The 17,768-nt window shown below is 56.3% G+C and carries 15 protein-coding genes and 1 other RNA gene; 8 read left to right on the top strand and 8 right to left on the bottom strand.

Annotation, left to right across the window (positions count from 1 at the left end):
• Positions 1–46: 46 nt before the first annotated feature.
• Complete coding sequence (locus tag PZA18_RS09005; RefSeq protein ID WP_284100495.1) at positions 47–1,174, bottom strand: ABC transporter substrate-binding protein; 1,128 nt, start codon at positions 1,172–1,174, stop codon at positions 47–49.
• 183 nt (positions 1,175–1,357) lie between these two features.
• A complete protein-coding gene (locus PZA18_RS09000; protein ID WP_284100494.1) occupies positions 1,358–2,209 on the bottom strand; it encodes an HDOD domain-containing protein in 852 nt (283 codons plus the stop codon).
• A 204-nt stretch (positions 2,210–2,413) separates the two neighbouring features.
• Here PZA18_RS09000 and sat point away from each other — a divergent pair, with 204 nt between their 5' ends.
• From sat to PZA18_RS08985, 3 genes are all read left to right on the top strand, one after another.
• Entirely contained in the window at positions 2,414–3,631 is a 1,218-nt protein-coding gene (sat, locus tag PZA18_RS08995; RefSeq protein ID WP_284100493.1) for a sulfate adenylyltransferase, read from the top strand.
• Positions 3,632–3,731: 100 nt separating this feature from the next.
• Positions 3,732–4,475 carry a substrate-binding periplasmic protein gene (locus PZA18_RS08990; RefSeq protein ID WP_284100492.1) on the top strand — a complete coding sequence of 248 codons (744 nt, stop codon included), beginning with the start codon at positions 3,732–3,734 and terminating at the stop codon, positions 4,473–4,475.
• Complete coding sequence (locus tag PZA18_RS08985) at positions 4,438–5,085, top strand: adenylate/guanylate cyclase domain-containing protein (RefSeq protein WP_284100491.1); 648 nt, start codon at positions 4,438–4,440, stop codon at positions 5,083–5,085. The genes PZA18_RS08990 and PZA18_RS08985 overlap by 38 nt, the downstream gene beginning before the upstream one ends.
• Positions 5,086–5,272: 187 nt before the next feature.
• Here the strand turns inward: PZA18_RS08985 and PZA18_RS08980 are convergent, their stop codons facing one another.
• Entirely contained in the window at positions 5,273–6,454 is a 1,182-nt protein-coding gene (locus PZA18_RS08980; RefSeq protein WP_284100490.1) for a vWA domain-containing protein, read from the bottom strand.
• A gap of 6 nt (positions 6,455–6,460) precedes the next feature.
• Entirely contained in the window at positions 6,461–7,504 is a 1,044-nt protein-coding gene (locus PZA18_RS08975) for an AraC family transcriptional regulator (protein WP_284100489.1), read from the bottom strand.
• Positions 7,505–7,782: 278 nt separating this feature from the next.
• On the opposite strand from PZA18_RS08975, the gene PZA18_RS08970 reads away from it, so the two are divergent.
• The 3 genes from PZA18_RS08970 to PZA18_RS08960 are packed head-to-tail and all read left to right on the top strand — an operon-like array spanning position 7,783 to position 11,401.
• Positions 7,783–9,213, top strand: a complete 1,431-nt coding sequence (locus tag PZA18_RS08970) for a coniferyl aldehyde dehydrogenase (RefSeq protein ID WP_284100488.1) — start codon at positions 7,783–7,785, stop codon at positions 9,211–9,213.
• Positions 9,214–9,222: 9 nt separating this feature from the next.
• Positions 9,223–9,780, top strand: a complete 558-nt coding sequence (locus PZA18_RS08965) for a hypothetical protein (protein WP_284100487.1) — start codon at positions 9,223–9,225, stop codon at positions 9,778–9,780.
• Positions 9,773–11,401 (top strand): GMC family oxidoreductase, encoded by a 1,629-nt coding sequence (locus PZA18_RS08960; RefSeq protein ID WP_284100486.1) that lies wholly within the window; start codon positions 9,773–9,775, stop codon positions 11,399–11,401. Before PZA18_RS08965 ends, PZA18_RS08960 begins: the two co-directional genes overlap by 8 nt.
• A gap of 104 nt (positions 11,402–11,505) precedes the next feature.
• Here PZA18_RS08960 and PZA18_RS08955 read toward each other — a convergent pair whose 3' ends face one another.
• From PZA18_RS08955 to ansA, 4 genes are all read right to left on the bottom strand, one after another.
• Complete coding sequence (locus PZA18_RS08955; protein WP_284100485.1) at positions 11,506–12,150, bottom strand: TetR/AcrR family transcriptional regulator; 645 nt, start codon at positions 12,148–12,150, stop codon at positions 11,506–11,508.
• Between the two features lie 127 nt (positions 12,151–12,277).
• Positions 12,278–12,376: signal recognition particle sRNA small type (gene ffs, locus PZA18_RS08950), an RNA gene on the bottom strand.
• Between the two features lie 94 nt (positions 12,377–12,470).
• Positions 12,471–13,751: a sensor domain-containing phosphodiesterase gene (locus tag PZA18_RS08945; protein ID WP_284100484.1), complete on the bottom strand. Its 1,281-nt coding sequence runs from the start codon at positions 13,749–13,751 to the stop codon at positions 12,471–12,473.
• Positions 13,752–13,827: 76 nt separating this feature from the next.
• Positions 13,828–14,844 (bottom strand): asparaginase, encoded by a 1,017-nt coding sequence (gene ansA / locus PZA18_RS08940; RefSeq protein ID WP_284100483.1) that lies wholly within the window; start codon positions 14,842–14,844, stop codon positions 13,828–13,830.
• A gap of 439 nt (positions 14,845–15,283) precedes the next feature.
• Between ansA and smpB the strand changes: the two genes are divergently transcribed.
• Together smpB and guaA are read left to right on the top strand one after the other, a co-directional pair.
• Positions 15,284–15,733 (top strand): SsrA-binding protein SmpB, encoded by a 450-nt coding sequence (smpB, locus tag PZA18_RS08935; protein ID WP_284100482.1) that lies wholly within the window; start codon positions 15,284–15,286, stop codon positions 15,731–15,733.
• 235 nt (positions 15,734–15,968) lie between these two features.
• A complete protein-coding gene (guaA, locus tag PZA18_RS08930; RefSeq protein WP_284100481.1) occupies positions 15,969–17,546 on the top strand; it encodes a glutamine-hydrolyzing GMP synthase in 1,578 nt (525 codons plus the stop codon).
• The last annotated feature ends 222 nt before the right edge of the window (positions 17,547–17,768 follow it).

Genomic DNA, 17,768 nt, shown 5'->3' with positions numbered 1-17,768 from the left:
GCCAGCCAGGCTTGATTGCGCGCAAGCCTGGCGGTGAAGGTTACAACTAGCGCACCAGCTGCCCGCTTTGGCCGATGACCGTGACTTCGACAAACTTCGAGCCGGCGTGGCGGTCTGGGGCGAAGGAGAGGCGGTATCCACCAACGTTGAAGTTATCGAGGGATTCGAGAGCCTTGATGAGCTTTTCCCCGGTGGGCTCGCTCCCTGCTTTGCGCAGGGCTTCGGCCACCAGTTTGCCTGCAATATAAAACTCGAACTCGGTGTAGCCGATGTTCAGCTTGTTGCGCTTGGCAAAGGCCCGGTACTCCTTCGAAATCGGCGTGGAGTCAGCAAAAATGAACGGCAATACCTGACTGATACCGGTGCCTCGGGCCGCGTTGATGCCTGCAACCTGGATCAGCTCCTGGGCATCGACGACCGAGATGGTGTACATCTGGGCCGTTCCCCCGGCCAGCCGGTATTGCTTGAGAAATTCGGCCAAAGCTTCCTGTACCCCGGCGAGCAGGATGGCGGTAGGCTGGGCTTCGAGCAGGGTTTTGACCGCAGGTGCGACGTCCATGGTGTTGCGATCGTAGGCGGCCGTGGCCACGAGGTCCATGTTCAGCTTCTTGAATTCCTGCCGTGCAGCAAACACGCCGAACTTGCCGTCACTATCGTTCTGATACAACACCGCAACCCGTTGATGGCCCAATGCCTGCACCTGTTGGGACAGCTTTTGCAGCTCATCAACCCAGCTGGCACGGATCGGGAAGATATAGGGGTCGTTGCGCAAGGGAATTGCCCCGGTGATCGGTGCAATCAGCGGTATTCTGGCTTCGGCCAGAATGCCTTGCTTGATCAGTTCCTGCGGTCCGCCCGAGCCGGAAGAACCGATAAAAGCTATCGGTTGGTGCTTGGCGATGATGCGCTTGGTCTCTTCAACGTGGCGATTCGAGTCGAATCCGTCATCACCAAAAACCAGTTCGATCTGATTGCCATGGATGCCTCCTTTGCGATTGATCTCCTCGAAGAACTTCGTCAGCGTGGCATTGCTGCTTTCCACTTTCTCTTTGATCTTGCTGCTCAGGGCGCCCACGCGGCCCAGATAAACCTTGCCAGCGGCCTGCGCTGGCGTCGTAAGCAGGAAGCTTGCGGCGATGACCGCTGTGGTCAGCCGTAGTGCGATGTTGCGCATGGTTGCTACTGTCTCCAGAAATTGTATTGGTGCGTCCGTCGCGAGGTGGCCGATCGTCTTGTGACCGCGCCTCGGCGGGCCATGACCGCCGGATCCGTTTTGCCGATGGCAGAACAGATGGCGCAGGCGACGCATGGGGATTGCTTCAACAGGACCCGTTCGCAGGGTCTGGCCCCGTGGTGTTTATTCCATAACCGACTCAAGCTGACTGGCTTCTTCCGCCAGGTGCTCGATGTCATCCGAGTGCAGGCCCAGATAGCCCACGACAATCCCGCCCACGGCAGACCAGCCGGGGTCGCGGCTGAGTTTGCTGCGGGTGATGACCAGGTGCTCGGCCAGTCGTGCCAGCGCGATCAGGGTCAGTGCCTGAGGTTCCAGACTTGCGTCCTCCGTCTGCAACAGGCTGAAAGCATGATGATGCAGAATTGCCTGTTGCAGTGTCACCGGCAGATTCCAGCTACGAGCGAGCAGGTAACCCACCACATCGTGACCCACGCGATGTATGGCCTCTTCCAGAGCAGGCAGGTTGTCCGGCTGCTCTGCGCCTTGCTGGAGCGTTTTGCCATAGTGGCTAAAACGCTGGGCCAGCACCGGCATGCCGCTATCCCTGAGCAAACCGAACAGATGGGCCTGATCGGCGCTGCACAGGCGGAACTGACTGGCCGCCAATGCTGCGAGGGCGGCGATGCCAAGGGTGTGAGTCCAGAATTGCCCGATATCGAAGTTGTGTGGTTTGGGCAAGGCTTTACGAAGTGAAACGCTGGCTACGACATTGCCCAGATTCGTCAGCCCCAGATAGGTGGCCGCCTCGGGAATCGTGCTGACCTGCCCTCGGGCAAACGCCGATGAGTTGGCAATTTTCAACACTGCGGCCGCCAGGGATACGTCCTGACTGATCAGTTCGGCAACCTTGCGCAGGTCTGCTGCAGGTCTGGCCTGCTCGGCGGCGAGGTCGGCCAGAATCTGCGGTCTTGCTGGTATCGTCAGGCTTTTCAGCAGGTTTTGTGCTTCGTTTTCAGATATCTGGCGGAGCATTGGCGACGCTCCCGTTTCACTCGATGCCATCAATGCTACCTTTTTGTCTGACTGTCGTGCAGGTTGTGACAGTTTCACACTGTTTGAATCGACAGACGCTTTCAATATTCCGGCACGCTATTTGAATAGCAGAAACGGCCAGTAAATGGTTCTTTAGCCAATGTTATAGTCGGCGCTTTACTGTTTGACGAGGCTTTGTCTGCCATGAGTAAACTCGTGTCTCCCCACGGCGGTGGTGATCTGAAACCCCTGTTGCTAGAAGGCGCTGCCCTGGTGGCGGAACGCGAGCGCGCCCAGGGGTTGCCCCGCATCCCGGTCAGCTCGCGTGAAAAGGGCGACCTGATCATGCTGGGCATTGGCGGTTTTACTCCGCTGGATGGATTCATGACCCACGCCGATTGGGCGGGTGTCTGCGATGGGTATCGCCTGGCCAATGGGTTGTTCTGGCCGATTCCGATTACTTTGTCTACCCGTCGCGAACTGGCCGATGGCCTGTCCGTAGGCCAGGATGTTGCGCTGTACGATCCGGAAAACGATGAGATCGTCGCCACACTCAAGCTCACCGAAAAGTACCAGATCGACAAGGCCCACGAGTGTCAGCAGGTGTTCCGTACGACCGACCCGGAGCATCCGGGCGTCAAGATGGTCATGGAGCAGGGCGAGGTGAACCTTGCCGGCCCTGTGAAGGTGCTGACTACGGGGGGCTTCCCTGAAGAATACGGCGATCAGTTCCTGACGCCAGCGCAAACCCGTGAACAGTTTGTACAACGGGGCTGGAAGACGATTGCGGCTTTCCAGACCCGTAACCCGATGCACCGTTCGCACGAGTATCTGGCCAAGATTGCCATTGAGACGACCGATGGCGTGCTGGTGCATTCGCTGCTGGGCAAGTTGAAGGCAGGCGACATTCCGGCCCCGGTCCGGTCGAAGGCGATTTCGACGCTGATTGAAAAATATTTCGTCAAGAACACCGTGATCCAGGCGGGCTACCCGCTCGACATGCGGTATGCCGGCCCACGCGAGGCGTTGTTGCATGCGCTGTTCCGGCAAAACTACGGGTGCTCACACCTGATCGTGGGGCGTGATCATGCCGGTGTGGGGAGCTATTACGGGCCGTTTGATGCGCAGCATATCTTTGATGAAATCCCTGCCAATGCGCTCGAAATCAAACCGTTGAAAATTGACTGGACCTTCTATTGCAGTGAGTGCGATGGCATGGCCTCAGCCCGGACTTGCCCGCACGACGAGAAGTACCGCCTGTTGTTGTCTGGCACCAAGCTGCGCAAGCTGCTGTCGGAAGGGGGTGAGGTGCCTCCGCAGTTCAGCCGGCCCGAGGTACTGCAGATTCTGCGGGAGTATTACGCCAGCCTTGAAGAGCACGAGAAGGTGGAAGTGAAGTTGAGTGGCCACTCGGCCCGCTGACCTCAGGCGGTAGATTTCCAGCCGTCCTGAAGTATCTCGACTGAAGCAACCTATACTGAAACCGGCACTCGTTGCCGGTTTCTTTTTGGAGGTTGCGCCAATGGAACCCGTTCGCCGTCGTCTGCTGCTCGGTCTGCTCGGGGGCTATCTCACCGGCTTTCGTGCCACGGCTGCTGTGGAGGCAGGTTGGACGGTTGCCGGAGATATCAGTTATCCGCCCTACAGCTTTATCGATGAACTGGGCAACCCGGCCGGAATGGATACCGAGATCGTTGCCGCTGCGCTACGGGCGATCAATCAGCCGTTCGAGATCCGGCTCTACCCTTGGGAGCGGGTCAAGAAAATGCTGGATGCCAAACAGATTGATCTGGCCTATCAGTTTGTTGGCACGCCCGAGCGGCAGGCGCAGTACCGGCTGATCGGTCCGATTCGCCCCGGTATTACCGTATTTGCCAGTCGGGCGGATCACCCCATTGAATACCGAAAGCTGGAAGACCTGACGCCGCATGTGATCGGTACGGTGTTTGGCTATGCCTATACCGATGCGTTCGATCGTGCGCCGTTGAAAAAGGACAATGGAGCGACCAACCCCGAGCAATTGCTGGCAAAGTTACTGGCAGGCAGAGTAGATTTGATCGTGGGCGATAAAGCCCAGTTTCTTTATCTTGCCCGTAAGCGTGGCGCTGAGCAGGATCTGCGCATTTTGTCCCAGCCCTTGGCTGTGGTGCCTCGTTATGTCGGGTTTCCCAAGGACGCTGTCGGCAAAGCTGAGCGCTTTGCCGTTGGACTGAAGCGAATTACAGAAGATGGCACACTCGCCCGTATCCTCGCCCGCTGGCAATAGCCCCACATCTGCTCCGACTGCCCGGTATCACCTGTCTGAATTAATCTGCCGGCGTACCCAGCCCGGCGCTGACCTCGCCGCAATAGACGCCGAAATCTGGCAGCGTTTTGGCCAGACACGGGCGGTGATGTTTACCGATCTTGCTGGTTTTTCCAGACAAGTCGAGGAGTTTGGCATCATCCAGTTCCTGCAGGTGATCTGCGAATCAGAACGCCTGTTCGAGGCATTGTTTTCCCAGCATCAGGGCAAGTGCCTGAAGCGCGATGGCGATAGCATGCTGGTAATTTTTCCTGATACCGACAGCATGCTGCATTGTGCGATTGCAATGGGATTGGCCGCAGATGCCTACAACCAGAACCAGCTGGAGGAAAACCGCGTCAGGTTATGTCTGGGACTGGGCTTTGGGCCCATGTTGGTGATTGGTGATGAAGATGTCTATGGCGCTGAGGTCAACGCCGCCAGCAAATTGGGTGAAGACACCGCCAAGGCCGGGGAAATTCTGGTGACCGATCTGGTGGCGGCGACGGCCGCACCACCGGGCTATCGTTTCGAATTGTGCGCAGATCGCCTGTTTGGCAGACGAGAGGTATTCCGGCTGGTGACGGTCTGAGCCGATACGAGTTTGACCCTGGCTGGCTGGGCGGGCTCCGTCTTCCCGCCGGGCTGGCTACAGGTCCGGGTTGCGAGCCCGCTATCTGGACTGGAGCAAATTCGAAGCCAATGGGTTGGCTTGGCTTCGTTTTTGAGAATAATTCTTATTACTGAAAATGGCAAGCCCTGCTTGCCGGTTCCAGGGTTTAGCGGCCACGCGTGAGACTGCGCATGGCTTGTTCAATGCCCTCGACGGTTAGCGGAAACATGCGCTCGCCAAGCATTTGCCGAGTCATGATCACGGATTCGGTGTAATCCCAGATCTCCTGTCGTACCGGGTTAAGCCACACGGCGTGGCTGAATTGGTCTAGCAGCCGCTCCAGCCATACTTTGCCTGGTTCATCATTGTTGTGCTCGACGCTCCCTCCCCGATACAGAATCTCATAAGGACTCATGGTGGCATCTCCCACAAAGATCAGTTTGTAGTCGCTGCCGAAGGTGTGGATGACATCCCAGGTTGGAAAGCGCTCGCCATGCCGTCGGGCGTTGTCACGCCAGACCGACTCATACACGAAGTTGTGAAAGTAAAAATACTCAAGGTGCTTGAACTCGGTCTTGGCGGCAGAAAACAGCTCTTCGCAAACCTTGATGTGATCATCCATTGAGCCGCCGACATCCAGAAACAGCAGCACCTTCACCGTATTGTGGCGCTCGGGTACCAATTTGAGATCAAGATGGCCGGCATTGGCGGCGGTAGCGTGGATGGTGGCGTCCAGATCCAGAATCTCCTCGGCGCCATCCCGTGCAAATTGGCGCAGGCGCCGTAAGGCAACTTTGATATTGCGGGTACCTAGTTCAACGCTGTCATCGAAATTACGGAATTCGCGCTGATCCCACACCTTTACCGCCCGCCGATGCCGTGATTCCTTCTGGCCAATGCGGATGCCGGCGGGGTTGTAGCCATAGGCACCGAACGGGCTGGTGCCGCCGGTGCCGATCCATTTATTGCCGCCTTCATGCCGCTCCTTCTGTTCGGCCAGCCGCTCTTTCAGTGTCTGCATCAGCTGTTCCCAGCCCATGGCCTGTATCTTGGCCTTGTCCTCATCGCTCATATGGCGCTCAAACAAGGCTTGCAACCAGTCGGCGGGGATATCGGCCTGCAGCACCTCGTCCAGCGACTCCAGCCCCTTGAAGTAGTGGCCAAACACTTGATCGAAGCGATCGTAGTGTTTCTCGTCCTTGATCAGTACCAGCCGCGCCAGATGATAAAAGTCATCAAGGCTACCGCTGACTACGCGCTGATCCAGCGCTTCGAGCAGAGTGAGCAGCTCCTGCGTACCGACGGGCAAACCAGCGTCGCGGAGTTCATAAAAAAAGTCGATCAACATGGGGACTTATCCATTCTGGTGATGCTGATTACGGTAGGCGCTGGGTGACATGCCGAACCAACGGCGAAATGCCCGGCCAAAGTTGGAGGGGTCTCGATAACCAAGCAGTTCGGCGATGCTGTCGATCGGCAGCCGGACCGCCAGCAACTCGCTGGCCTGGCCGCGCCGGACTTCGTCGAGCAAGGTTTGAAACGTTGTGGCATCTGCGGCCAGGCGGCGCACCAGCGTGCGGCTGGAAAGGTGAAAGTGCCGGGCGGCCTGATCAATACAAGGCGAGTCCTGCAGCCGTTCGGCCAGATAAGCCCGCACTTGTTGTGCCAGCCCACCACCGGGTTGATTGAGGGCTTGCAGCGCCTGCTCGCATTGCAAGCGCAGACCGCGATGAGACGGGGCGTCGGCACTGGCACAGGGAATGTTCAGGCAGGCGGCTGGCAAAATCAGACTATGCTGACTGGCACCAAACTGAATCGGCATCCTGAAGACCTGCCGATAGCGCTCGGCATAGCGTGGGGCTGGTAACCCCAATGTGACTTTGCAGCCTGGGGGTAATCCCCCAGCCGTGAATTCCAGCAGTGACTGCAAGGCCAGAAAGACCACTTCCAGCAGAAACAACAGATTGTCGCCCAGTTCGATCGCAGGTTCGACCCGCCAGATGGCCAGATCTTCCGTCACTTCGAACTGTGCGCTGAGATAGGGGGCGCGCAAGGGCAAATAGCGAGTGACGGTGCGCAGGGCCTCGCCCAGATCGGCGCTGGTAGTGGCGGCATAACCGGCCGCACCGTGGCTGGATAGACTCAGTGCACTGCCGACGATCAGCCCCAAACCGGCATCACCGCTGAGCGCCTTGGCATTGCGGACGGTGACCTCATGCTGCGCTAGCGTCAGGGTGGCGTCGGCATGTTGCAAGTCATCCGGCCTGACGCCACTGCCTGCCAACAGCCGAACCATGCCGTCCTTGTCGAGTTTCAGCTCGCGGGCCATCAGGCGGGTGTAGCTGGCAGGGATGCGAACCTGCCGCTCTGAGTGGTCCGGCGTGACTGAAGATTGCATGATTGGCGTGAAATGACCGATTGATGGCCTAGATTACACTGCTGTGGCCGGCAACAGCAAACCAGAATGTCTAGGCTCTGTTGACGCGTGCGTACACGGAGAAGTAGGGATGGCCGAGTGATTTGCCGTGCGCTGTTGTAGCAATACAACGCCGCAAACCCTGTCTGATCGGACGCTTGCTTGGTTGCCTGACCACCAATTAGCGGCCTGCAGACGCTTGCTGGTACAATCTTGTTTGTTTAGAGTCGTTACTCTATTTTGATTTGAGGGCAAACACCATGGAACCCGGATTTCAACCGCACCAGGCCGAGGCGCAGGTAGCGCGCCTGCAGGCGGTTTTTTCCAGGCAACGCGCAGCCTGGGCTGCTGCACCTTATCCAGGTCGCGAGGAGCGGCGGCAGGCTTTGGTGTCTTTGCGCGAAGCGCTGCTGCGCCATGCCGATGAGTTCTGTGCGGCCATCAGCGCGGATTTCGGTCATCGGTCGGCCCACGAGACAAGGGTGCTGGAATTGTTTCCCTGTATCGAAGGCATTCGCCACGCGGAGAAAAGCCTGAAGAAGTGGATGAAGTCAGAGCGTCGGCCGGTATCAAAGTGGTTCATGCCAGCCAGTAACACGCTGATTGCCCAGCCGCTGGGGGTGGTAGGCATCATTGTCCCCTGGAATTACCCGTTGTATTTAGCCATCGGGCCGCTGACCAGCGCCTTGGCAGCGGGCAACCGGGTCATGCTCAAGATGTCCGAGTTCACACCACGCACCGGAGAATTGCTGGCAAGGGTGTTGAGCGAATGCTTCCACGAAGATCAGGTGGTGGCTTTCAATGGTGGCGTCGAAGTCGCACAGGTGTTTTCGTCTCAACCGTTCGATCACATCCTGTTTACGGGTTCAACATCGGTCGGCAAGCATGTCATGCGTGCGGCCAGTGAACATCTGACTCCGGTGACGCTGGAGCTGGGCGGGAAGTCCCCAACCCTGGTCGGACCTGAGTTTTCCGTCAAAACGGCGGCAGAGCGGATTCTGCACGGCAAGTGCCTGAATGCTGGCCAGACCTGTGTGGCGCCGGACTATGTCTTTGTGCCAGAGGCGAGGCTGGCTGAGTTTGTCGAGGCTGCCAAAGTTGCCGTCAATGGCTGGTATCCCAATCTGCCTGCGAATCCTGATTACAGTGCAGTGATCAACGAGCGGCATCGACATCGGCTGGAGGGGTATCTGACTGATGCCAAGGCGCAAGGTGCCACCATCATCCCGTTGGTTGAAGGCGATTGCAGCCATACCGGCAAGATGGCCCCGACGATTGTCACGGGTGTCAGCGACGCCATGAAAATCATGCAGGATGAGATTTTTGGCCCGCTACTGCCGGTGATGACCTACCGCAACTTCGATGAGGCGATTGCATATGTCAACGCTCATCCTCGGCCGCTGGCGCTGTATTTGTTCGACTACGACCGTGAACGTATTTCATATGTGCTGAGCCACACGATTTCTGGTGGCGTTGCCTTGAATGAAACGGTGGTGCATGTCGCGCAGGATGATCTGCCATTCGGCGGTGTCGGGCCTTCCGGCATGGGGGCCTACCACGGCAAGGAGGGTTTCGACACGTTTTCCAAGAAGAAGGGGGTGTTTGCCCAGTCCAGAGTCAATGGCCTGTCTTTGCTACGCCCACCCTACGGCAAGACGATTGAAACCATGATCAAGTTCATGTTGCGCTAAGGAGCTATCGTGCTGACGCGCAGACAGTTAATCAAAACAGGGGTGCTGGGTGGGGCTTTGCTAGGGGTTGCCCGCTTTGGCTATGGCCCACTTGAGGCAGACCCCGTCTACGCCGTGGTAGACCCGGCTCGTTTCAAAGTGCTTGATGCGGCCAGCCGCTCGGCCATGGCGGCGATCGGCCGGGTGATGCTGGCGGGCGCCTTGCCTGAGGCACCGGCAGCCCGCGATATAGCCTTGCAGGAGTTTGTGCATGGCGCAGATATCGCAATCAGTGGCTTGCCGGGCGTGGTTCAGGATGAAGTCAAACAGCTGTTGATGCTACTGACCAATCGCTTTACTCGTCGCTGGGTTGTTGGCATCACCAAACCTTGGGGCGAGGCAAGCGATGATGATATCGGCAACTTCCTCTCCCGCTGGCGCTATAGCAGCCTAGTGCTGCTGCGCAGCGGTTATCAGGCGTTGCATCAGGTGGTCTTTGCAGCCTGGTACGGCAATCCGCATGCCTGGGTAGGGATCGGTTATGACGGTCCACCCGCGTTCGTAAAGGATTTTTTTAAACATGGCTAAGGATGTAATTGCCGAAGGTCTGGCCTCCGGTCGCTGGAAAGTGCAGGACGCTTCGCAGCTCAACACCGATCTGGAATTGACGGCGGATGTGGTCATTGTTGGAACAGGTGCTGGCGGCGGAGTCAGTGCCGAGATTCTCGCCAAGGCGGGGCTCAAGGTCGTGCTGCTGGAGGAGGGGGCGCTGCATTTCGCCTCCCGGGATTTCCGCCTGACCGAGGCCAACGCGTATCCAAATCTGTATCAAGAGTCGGCAGGGCGGCAGACCAAGGATAAGGGCATCACCATCCTGCAGGGGCGTGCGGTGGGCGGTTCAACCGTGGTCAACTGGACATCGAGCTTTCGGACGCCGCCTAGTACGCTCAAATACTGGCAGTCGCAGTTTGGTTTGAAGGCACTGACGGTTGAGTCGATGCAGCCTTGGTTCGAGAAGGCGGAAAAGCGCCTGAATGTGATCGACTGGAATGTCGAACCCAACGTCAATAACACGGTACTCAAACTGGGCGCGGACAGACTCGGGATCTCCTGGTCGCATATCCGGCGCAATGTGAATGGCTGCATGAACCTTGGCTATTGCGGCATGGGTTGTCCGGTCAATGCCAAGCAGTCGATGTTGGTCTCCACCATTCCCTCAGCGCTGGACAAAGGCGCCGTGCTGGTCACGCGTGCCCGCGCCGAGCGGATAGTGATGCAGGGGGGCAAGGCCCAGGCCATTGAAGCCAGTGCCATGGATGGTCGAGGTATTTATCCATCGGGTCGTAAGATCCGTGTGCTGGCAAAAGCCTTTGTGCTGGCAGGTGGGTCGATCAACACACCGGGATTACTGCTGCGTTCGGACGAGGGGCTCAATCCCTACCAGCGTGTGGGCAAGCGCACTTTCCTGCACCCGGTCAATATTTCTGGCGCGTTCATGCCGTTCAAGGTAGAAGGCTGGAACGGTGCCCCGCAAAGTATTTATTCCGACCACTTTCTCGAAAGCCAGCCAATTGATGGGCCCATTGGCTACAAGCTGGAAGTTCCGCCGCTACATCCTGTGTTGACTGCCATCACCATGACGGGCTTTGGTGCCAAGCATCGCTCGGTCATGTCACGCTTTGCTCAGCTGCAGGTTGTGCTTTCCTTGCTGCGGGATGGCTTTCATCCTGATAGTCCGGGTGGCAACGTGGAACTCAAACGTGATGGGACGCCGGTACTGGATTACCCGATTACGGATTTTGTCTGGGAGGGGTTGCGCCGATCCTATCTGACGATGGCCGAGCTGCAGTTTGCTGCCGGGGCGACACGGGTTGTGCCTATCCATGAGGATATCGGCGTGGAAGGTTATTCAAGCTGGGCTGAGGCTAAGCGGGGCATCAGTGAACTACCGCTTGAGATCTTGCGAGCCAAGATCGTCAGCGCTCACGTCATGGGGGGATGCGGCATGAGTGCAGACCCCAGGCAAGGCGTCGTCGATGTCAACGGTCGTCATCATCAGGTCGATAATCTCTACGTGTTTGATGGTTCCGCCTTTCCGACCAGCATTGGCGCCAACCCGCAGTTGTCGATTTATGGCCTGGTTGCACGTAACGCCTCTCGATTGGCTGGGCAGTTGATCGGTCGGCCTGTGGATTGGTTGGCCGCTTGAGGCGTATCTACCCTGACAAAGCCTAAGTTCAAGTATCCATACGTCAACGCCCCAGAGATGGGGCGTTGTCTTTTCACTGCCATGAGGCCGGGCAAGGCGCACGATCAGGCGCTGGTGATGGTTCGGCCAAAGGCTGCTTCCAGCTCTTCATACAAGGGCATGAAGCTTGGTTGCACATAAGGTTTGAGCAGCGACAAAACCTGCAATACGCCGCGCCGGCCGGTGTCTTCAGTGATTGGGACGGTTGGATTGGCCGTCTGATGGAAGGCGAACCAGAATTTGACGATCAGCCAGGTATTCACGGATAGCGGTTCGATGTCTTCTGGGGCGACCCGAATGATCCCGACATGCGAAAACTCGGTAAACAGGCGGCTCAGGATGTTTGCCAGATCCTGGCGCAGGAATACGGTGTATTCCTCCTGCATGCGAGTGTTGCGGGACAGGATGCCGGGCAGGTCGTAAAACATGAACCGATACTGCCACATGGCAACGAAGGCGGTATCGAGGTAATGAATCATGTCATCCATCAGCAGCGGCCGGTCTTCCGGCAATTGCAGATGCTGCTGGATGTAGGTTTTGTATTGGCAGAAAATCTGATAGATGATCTCTTCCTTGTTGCGGAAGTGATAGTACAGATTGCCTGGGCTGATCCCTAGATGGGCAGCGATATGATTGGTCGTGATGGAGCGCTCTCCATGCTCATTAAAAAGCTTGAGGCTTTCCTGCACGATCCGGTCATAGGTTTTCATGGCTTGTGGAAACTACGCAAAAATCCCGTAATTTTGCTACATGACGAGCAAAAGCTCTAGTGCTGATCTAAGGCTAGTATGCTTTTCGCTTACTTGCTATCAAGATGACGGGCGGTGAGGAGGGGGAGGTGGCGAGCCCGACCCCCGGCACTTGCAATAAATCGCTGTGGCTGCTTCCTTCCGGACCTGACCAGGTTCACGACCTTGCAATGCGGGGAGACCCGCCATTGAGTTCGCTGCCCTGCAAAACCTGACAGCGAGGCCGCAGTATACCAGTCCGTCCGCGCGCCGGCCAGTCTGTTGGCGGATACCCGGAGTGGCTACAGATCGGTATCTTCGTTTTCTGACAGCCAGAGCAGGTCGGCACACAGCACACAAGGTGCCTGATTAATCTGCATTCCCAACGATAAGGTGACGCAATAATCGGCATTGACCAGGGATAAATACGGCCGGGAAACCTGAATTTCTCCAAAGCGCTTCATCGCTTGGCGAAAGTATTGACGACGGGACCAGACGGCACCCTCTGTATCCAGCAATGGCAGGTAGCGTTCGCTTCGGCTGGCTTGGGCAAACTGCGTGGTATGACGACCGATCTGCCTGCCCTCCGCATCCAGCAGAAAGCAGCGTAACGCTAGCCCAAGCTCAAGAAAGCTTTGGGTTGCATCCAGAAATTCGCGACCTTCGCGTATTTGCTGGGCGACGTCGTTGAATGCCTGGGTGTATGGGATCAGGATAGTCTGATTGTGCTCAATCTCGTGCTTGACTCGCTCGTCAAAGTGATTCCACAAGGAATTGAAGGTCTCATCGCTGTCCTGTGCCTCCACAAATGATGGGCTGGGCAGCGCAAAGAGATAACCCTGCACCAGATCACAGTCCGACTCCATGGCCAGCATGGCCTCGGCTTCCGTTTCAACACCTTCTGCCAGAACCAACGCGCCAGCTTCATGCAGCAGACCGACCAGACCGGGCAGAATGTGCCGTGCTTCCCGGTTATCACTGGCTTCGGTGATCAGGGTTCGATCAAGCTTGACGATGTCTGGCTTGAGTCGCCAGATGCGATCAATGTTGGAATGGCCTGCGCCAAAATCATCAATCGCGATCAGACATCCCAACTCACGGAAATACTCGACTGCGTGGCCCAGCAAGCGGTTGTCATCGATGGCTGTCTCCAGCACTTCAATAACAATCTGGTGCGGCGGTAGTTGGTAGTGATCGAATAGCTCAGCAAAAAACGGCCCATATTTGCCAGCGTGGATAAAGGCATTCGGCTCAGCATTGAGGAACAACCACTGATGCTCGACGGGATGGTTGATGAAATTGGATACGTGCAACAGTCGGGCCAGTCGATCAAGCAAAACAATTTCTGATTCGCTACGTGCGCTGGCAAAAACCGTGTAGGGGCTGACGGCTTTGCCGCTTTCCGCTGTGGCCCGAAGTAGACCTTCGTGCCCGACAACCCGTCGGTGCGCCAAGCTGAAGATCGGCTGGAAGTGGCTATGCAACGTAAACTCAGCATGCTTGGCACTGTGGCGCCCGGCTTCTTCGGTCAGGCGTGCCAGCAGTGCATGAAAGCGGTAGGGAGAGTGTGAGCTGTTTTGCATGGCTGTTCGATTATAGACACAGCTTTGCAGTGCGGCAGGGGACTTGCTGGTGCAGTTGGTTTGTTGTGGATTCCTGTCAGCAGGGGCTCAACTCTCCTCGCAGGCTGGTGGAGATAAGGTCTGCCAGTTCGAATGGCCCGGATGGCTGTGACAGCAAATAGTAGAGTTTGGTGATTGCAGCCTCGGGCGTCATGTCGTGGCCCGATATCAGGCCAGCCGACGCCAGCTTGTCGGCAACCGCATAGGTATCCATGGCGACGCGGCCGGATACGCATTGGGTGCAGTTGATGATGATGGTACCTCGACCCGCGCTTTGGCCAAGCGCCCGGATCAACGCCTCATCCGCATCTGGGGCATTGCCCGCACCATATGTTTCCAAAACTAAGCCACGTAGCGGTATGGACAAGGCAGCTTGTAGCAGTTGGCTGGTGTAGCCAGGGTAGAGCTTGACCCCGGCTATGCCCAGATCTGCATCAATCAGCCGGGGAGTGAATGGAGTTTGTGGCTTGGGGAGCAGCAGGGCGTGATGCAATGCATTCTGCTGACCAGCCTTGCCCAGAATCGGGTAGTTGGGGCTGCCAAAGGCTCCAAAGTCATTTCCCCATAATTTGCGTGAACGATTTCCCCGAAACAGGGCTCTATTAAACGCAATCACGACTTCGTGAATATCAGCCATGCATACCCAGGAGAAGGCATCGCGCAGATTTTGCTCGGCATCGTTAGTAAGTTCTGCCAGAGGAACCATCGCCCCGGTGAGTACGACAGGCTTACTCAGGTTTTCCAGCATGAAACTCAGGGCTGACGCGGTATAGGCCAGGGTATCTGTACCATGAATCACGACGAAGCCATCGAACTCGGCGTAGTGCTGGTTAATATCCTTAGCAATCTGATTCCAGTGGGAGGGGGTTAGATTGGAGGAATCTATCAGTGGCGAGTATTCCTTCAGCACATATTCAGGAAAGTCTGCGGTACTTTGGCTGATCTCAGCCAGGCGCTTGGCAAGGTAACCTGCCACCGGAGCATAACCCCGCTCGGTTTTCTGCATGCCGATCGTGCCGCCGGTGTAGATTGCAAGGATTCGTTGGTGTGACATGAGCATTCGCGTTTTGAGGGGGCCGCTATGATTGGAGTAGAATCCTTGGCCCGGTTGATCTTGTTCTTCGCCTTCTTCGGTCCGAAGAGAGTGAGAGTCCGGTGATCATCTTGTCTGTAATTGGTGGCATGTCGCTATGCTTTCACCCAGATTCTGACCCTGATCATATTTTTTGCTACGGCTGGATACATTGCGATGAAGCCCCTACGGGGTTATGCGGCTTCTGTATCGCCTTGGTTTGTCTGGATTTTGCTTGAGCCCTGGACCTGTACTTCTGGCGGGTATTCGCAATTGCCAATGCCGTGATTCCCGGTCACGGCGTCATGGTAGCGTTGAAAACCGTACCTCGGCACCGCTCAGGCAGGGGCTTTGTATTTAATTTAAGTGTAAACGAGTGCCCTAAAAAACTGCGCGGCACTCTATCACCTGGAAATTATCCATGTCGATTATCGAGAATCGTAAGGCCTATCACGATTATTTTATTGAAGAGAAATACGAGGCAGGGCTGGTGCTGGAAGGCTGGGAAGTCAAGGCTATCCGTGCTGGCAGAATACAGATCAAGGAAAGCTACGTGCTGCCGCGAAATGGTGCGTTTTATCTGGTAGGCGCCCACATTTCACCGCTGCCGACAGCCTCGACCCACATTCATCCTGACCCTACACGAGATCGCAAGCTGCTGCTGAACCAGCGGGAGATCAATCGTCTGATCGGCAGCGTCGAGCGAGCCGGCTATACCCTGGCGCCGTTGGATATGCATTATGCCAAAGGTCGCATCAAGATCGAGATTGGCCTTGCCAAGGGTAAGCAACTGCATGACAAGCGCGAGTCCACCAAAGACCGGGAATGGCAGCGAGACAAGCAGCGCCTGATGAAACATAAAGTGCGCTAGCGCACACGCCTGTCATCTGCCTGAGTCCTGAGCGATGACAGCGTATTTGCCGAAACGATATCTCTTCAGTACGGCCCATTTCCGGCTGCCTATGGCCGCCGGAGTGTGATGAGAGTAGTCAGGTTGGCCCAACTGGGCGATCTATCACAACACCTCTCCCTCAGGTTTGATCCGAAAATGAAACGTCAATAGTGCCTGGATCAGGTAAAATCCGGTTTTTGCGCGAGACCTTTTCATGGACAAAATCCTCATCCTCGATTTCGGTTCCCAAGTAGCCCAACTCATCGCGCGCCGTGTCCGAGAAGCGCATGTCTATTGCGAACTTCATCCCTACGATGCTTCCATCGAGTTCATTCGCGAGTTCAAACCGACGGGCATTATTTTGTCCGGCGGCCCCAATTCTGTTTACGACGCTGATACCTATCATGCAGATCCGAAGCTGTTTGAACTGGGGGTGCCTGTTCTAGGGATTTGCTACGGTATGCAATGGATGGCCCAGGCTCTGGGTGGCAAAGTTGAACCGGGTACGGTTCGTGAATTCGGTTACGCAGAAGTTCGTACACTCGGCCATGCTGCTTTGTTTGCGGGCATTCAGGACAAAGTCGATCCACAGGGCGGTAACTTGCTGGATGTATGGATGAGTCACGGAGACAAAGTTACCGCCCTCCCGGCGGGTTTCTCTGTTATTGGCGAAAGCACGGCTTGCCCGATTGCCGCGATTGCCGACGATGCACGCAAGATCTATGGCGTACAGTTTCATCCTGAAGTGACCCACACCAAACAGGGCAAAGCGATACTAAGCCAGTTTGTTCTGAGTATCTGCAAGGCTCAACCATCTTGGACTATGCCGAACTACATTGAAGAGGCCGTCCAGAAGATCCGTGAGCAGGTCGGTGCTGAGGAAGTCATTCTCGGATTGTCTGGCGGTGTTGATAGCTCCGTTGCTGCTGCGTTGATCCACCGTGCCATCGGCAATCAGCTTACCTGCGTTTTTGTGGATCATGGCCTGCTTCGCCTGAATGAGGCTGAGCACGTCATGCAAACTTTTGCCGCCAACCTCGGGGTGAAAGTGATCCATGTTGATGCCTCCGCCGAATTTCTGCATCACCTGCAAGGTATTTCCGATCCGGAACAAAAGCGCAAGATCATCGGTCGCGAGTTTGTAGAAGTTTTCCAGCGTGAGGCGAAGAAGCTGCCGCAAGCAAAATGGCTGGCTCAGGGCACTATCTACCCTGATGTAATTGAGTCGGCTGGCTCCAAGACAAAGAAAGCACACACCATCAAGAGTCACCACAATGTCGGTGGCCTGCCGGAATCCCTGCACCTGAAACTGCTAGAACCACTACGCGAGCTATTCAAGGATGAAGTGCGAGAACTTGGAGTGGCTTTAGGTTTGCCGCCAGAAATGGTTTACCGCCATCCGTTTCCTGGCCCGGGCCTTGGCGTACGGATTCTTGGTGAAGTCCGTCGAGAGCACGCCGACCTGCTAAGACGTGCCGACCATATCTTTATTGAAGAACTTCGTAACACTAAAGATACCGATGGCAAGAGTTGGTACGACAAGACAAGCCAGGCATTTGCGGTCTTCCTGCCGGTCAAGTCGGTAGGGGTGATGGGGGATGGTCGTACCTATGAGTACGTTGTTGCCCTCAGAGCCGTAGTTACCAGTGATTTCATGACAGCACACTGGGCCGAGTTGCCCTATGAATTACTGGGCCGAGTGTCGAATCGAATTATTAATGAAGTCCGTGGCATCAATCGGGTGGTTTACGATGTCTCGGGTAAGCCCCCTGCAACGATCGAGTGGGAGTGATTTTCCGTCAGAAAATCGGCTTCACTGTCTGGTAAGAAACATGCAAAAGCCCGCGTCACTGCGGGCTTTTCTTATTTCCTGTTCAGGAATGTCTAGTACAAACCGGCACCGGTGAGTCACAAATTTTCATGGCATGGTTTGTGGTACAGATTTGATGTGATGCCATGATCAGCCATCGATACCATGTAGCCATTTCCTGGGGTATCATGGTATGAAAATCAC

The sequence above is a fragment of the Parachitinimonas caeni genome (genome assembly GCF_030129945.1).
GTDB classification, from domain to species: Bacteria; Pseudomonadota; Gammaproteobacteria; order Burkholderiales; family Chitinimonadaceae; genus Parachitinimonas; species Parachitinimonas caeni.
Note: the sequence above shows the minus strand (reverse complement) of the source record. Positions and strands in the feature narration are given on the sequence as shown.